The organism is Dyella sp. 01N36 (assembly GCF_056399745.1).
In genome coordinates this window covers 1-3,508 of record NZ_JBFTRY010000278.1, presented here as the reverse complement: position 1 = coordinate 3,508, position 3,508 = coordinate 1, and the positions used below count along the sequence as shown (strand labels likewise).

At 57.3% G+C, this 3,508-nt stretch carries 2 protein-coding genes and 1 pseudogene; 2 read left to right on the top strand and 1 reads right to left on the bottom strand.

The window, feature by feature from the left end; all coding sequences use genetic code 11:
* Nucleotides 1–332, top strand: a 332-nt coding sequence (locus AC1DMG_RS20925; RefSeq protein ID WP_477181036.1) for a hypothetical protein, incomplete at its 5' end; no start/stop codon positions are given.
* A gap of 197 nt (nt 333–529) precedes the next feature.
* On the opposite strand, the gene AC1DMG_RS20920 is transcribed toward AC1DMG_RS20925, so the two are convergent.
* On the bottom strand, nt 530–1,648 hold the full coding sequence (locus AC1DMG_RS20920; RefSeq protein ID WP_441604653.1) for a class I SAM-dependent methyltransferase: 1,119 nt from the start codon (nt 1,646–1,648) through the stop codon (nt 530–532).
* 466 nt (nt 1,649–2,114) lie between these two features.
* Here AC1DMG_RS20920 and AC1DMG_RS20915 point away from each other — a divergent pair.
* Nucleotides 2,115–3,508: pseudogene (locus tag AC1DMG_RS20915) on the top strand (hypothetical protein); the annotation flags it as partial.

Below are 3,508 nucleotides of genomic sequence, written 5' to 3'. Positions count from 1 at the left end.
ACCTCGATCCCCGCAAGCGCGGGCATATCGTCTCCTACGGCATCACGGGCTTGCGCCACATCTTCGAGCCCTTCGGATTCTGCATTACGCCCCTGCCCGGGAAGTCGTTCGCGTTCCTGGCGGAATTCCAGCCAACTCAAGGCCAGCAGCAGTTCACCAGCGACCGCTTCTACGCGCCCGTGGAAGCCAATGTGCGACTTCTGCGTGAATCAGAGCTGCTCTATATCGCGGCATTTGAATCCGCGCGCTCGTACTACTATCAGAATGAATCGCTGGAGCGCGCGAAGTGGGCACTCAGCCTTGATAAAGAGCTGAAGCGGAAGTCCGCCTAACCCTGCCACCGCAGCAGCGGAATCCGGATGGGTCACGCAGCCGCGGCACTCGCCGCGGGGCGCGGCTGGTCGGCTGGCCTCGGCATGATTCGCCGCGAGGCCCKTGCATCACTGCCAACGCCTTCAGTGCAGCTCAGCCAGAACTCTGCGGCTCTGGCTGCCTGCTCCATGATCGCTCTTCAAGAGCAAGAAACACGTCAATCGGGCAAGCGCACACTCTGGCGCGGAGAGATGCCTCGCGAATAATGACGCTCCTCGCAGGCCTCCTTGGTCATCGCAGCAACCATGTGCGTTGGCTTCAGCGTACCGGCCCTGAAACCCTCTTCGTCAAAAAAGTGCAGCCTGTCGACGAACGCCTTGTCCCAGTCTCCATTGGCATCGAAATTGTGGCCAAAGGTCCTGTCGATGAACACGTCGACCACGTTCGCGAAACCGATGAAAAGCTCAAAGTCGAAACGCTCGAGCAGGAGTGGCAGCACATCCTGCGCGCGTATCCCTTCGAAGCCCTCATCTGAGCAATCCCAGTTCTCGTACTCTTCCTCATGCCTGCGCAGCAGCTGGTTATAGCGATAAGACTGGGGAAGCTCCTTCCAGAATTCCTGCACTGCCACCATTGCCTCAGGCCAACGCTGGTGGCCATTTCGTCCGATGATGTCGTGCACGGCAAAATAGCCTTTGTCTTTGAGGGCCAGTTTCACCTGGTCGAACAATCCCTCCAGATTCAATACGTGGTGCAGCGATTGATTGGCCATGATGCCCGTGTACTGGCCATCCGCCACCCATCGATTGAAGTCCCCTTCCACAAACTCCAGATGCTCCAGCACGCCCTCGCGCTCCGCCATCTCGCGGCCGCGCTTGAGCATGTGTGGATTGATGTCCAGGCAGCGAATGACGAATCGGGTGAGCCCCATTTCGCGCATGATTTTCGCGATGCGAACTTCTGCGTCGCAGTTACCTACACCGACGCTTAGGAAGACCGGCGATTCGTCGCCACAACGCGTGGCGCTCATGACGAAGTACTTGGCAAAGAACTGATCTGAACTGGTAAGGCCGAACTCTTCGAACATCGGCCTCAGATAATTATGCGACCAATAATGAAAGATCTCGGGAAGAACGTTGATGTCCTCAACATCCTTGTAGATTTCCTTTTCCGCCTCGATCTTCTTGGCGTAGGCGTCATCGTTGTATCCATGCCGGGAGCTCGCAGGATCGAAGGCAGGCTCCGCCGCGCTTGCAGGCGGGAAGGCGCCATCGCGATTCGTCTTGAAAAACGCCCTGATCCCCGGGAGGAAACGCTGGAACTGCGCCATAGCCATATCGCCCTCAATCGTTATGCTGGTCCACCAAGAAGAAACATTTTTCCCCCGAACCCACCGTCCGGGTCACAACCGATCCCATCGACGCTCGCGAAGCCCGGTCTCCGGACCCTGGGCACGCTGACGTGACCTTACCCACCTAATTGCCATGGGTATACGCGACGCCACGTCCTGTTGGCAATAGGCAGCATTGTGAGATGAGCCGCTCAACTCATTCCTGCGAAAGATGACTGATCAGCCAGTGACCTCGCCGCATAATCAGCCTGATTTTTTTACCATCCCATTACAGGCAAAACACACGCCCCCGCTCATTTCCGAGCCAGCAGTTTCTCGGAACCTAGCAGAGCCCGGCCGGTCGATCGAGTGATTTTCCGCCATTACAACACTATACTCATGGTCGCAAATTCATGCCGGTGCTTACTCCCGGCAGCACGGATTTATTCCAGGGAACCAGAGGGATCGACGTTTGTTCAGACAGCACTCGGATAAGCTGGCGCTTTTGTCTGTTCGCGCTCTTTCGTTGAGCGGATTGATTGCCGTTATTTTAGGCCTGTGGCTTACGCAGGTGCTCCAGGGATTGGACGGCCTGGTTACGTTTCATGGTCTACTTATATTGACCGGAATGCTGATACTGGGCGTTCTGCTAAGCCGCGTAGCCAACTGGCCAGTAGCCAACACAGTGCTTCTGCTGGCATTGCTTTTGTTGGTGCATTTTGTCGGTATAGCGCCACTGCTCGCGGCCTTTTTGGTGGCGGCCGCATCCTTGGTAATTGGATCCGTTATTTGCCGAAGCACCGCATGGGGTGACGTGGTAGTTGCCTCCTTGTGCGGTCTCGCCCTACTCGCCGCGGTGGCTGGGTGGCTGCTTCCTTTCCGGGTTCACTACTTTTCCACCTATCTGATCTTCCTTGGCGCAATCGTTTTCCTGGGCCGAAAGCGTCTGATGGGCGTGGCAGGAGGCGCGAGGCGTGGATGGCTGGACGCCGTCAGCGCGGCCCCGTTGCCCGCAGTACTTGGGGCACTGGCGATAGCGATGGCGGCCTTGGCGTTGTGCCCTCCTACGGTCCAGTATGACGACCTGGTCCTGCATCTTTTTATTCCCGAACAGTTGCTGGCTTTTGGCTATTACAAGATCGACGTTGCCAGTCAGGTTTGGAGCGCCGCGCCCTGGGCCTCGGATGTAGTTCAGGGTTACGTCGCGATCCTCGCCGGACACGAAGCGCGCGGCGCGGCAAATCTGATCTGGTTCTGTCTGTCCCTTGCTGGAATCTGGACGCTGGGCGGAGAACTTGGATTGACTCCGCCCTTCCGCTGGATGGCGATTGCGCTGTATGCGTCGCTTCCGACAGTCAGTGCGCTCCACGGAACGATGCAGGCGGACACCGCCATTACCGCGGTAACTGTCGCACTGACCGCCATTGTGGCGCGCATCTCAAATACACGCCGTGCGGCCTTGTTATTTCCTTTCTTCATTATCTCCGGCTTAGCGCTGGCGCTAAAGACAACACAGGCGCTGCTGGTAGTGCCCCTGGCCTTGGTGGCGCTTGCTTACGTTGGCTTTGGACCTTTCTTTCGTCAGCTTGCACGTGGATTCATTCCCGCACTGCTGATATTCGGATCGAGCCATACGTACGCGTGGCTTCTTACAGGAAATCCGCTCTTTCCACTATTCAACGGTTTCTTTAAATCTCCCTACGCCCCACTTCGCAATTTCGATGATCCTCGCTGGCATCACGGCTTTGGCCTGGACACGCTCTGGGCCTTGACCTTCCACACCAATCTTTTTCAGGAAGCGTCGGCTGGCTCGATAGGCTTCTCCCTGCTCGCCCTGAGCGGATGCCTGCTCGCAGCACTGTGCAT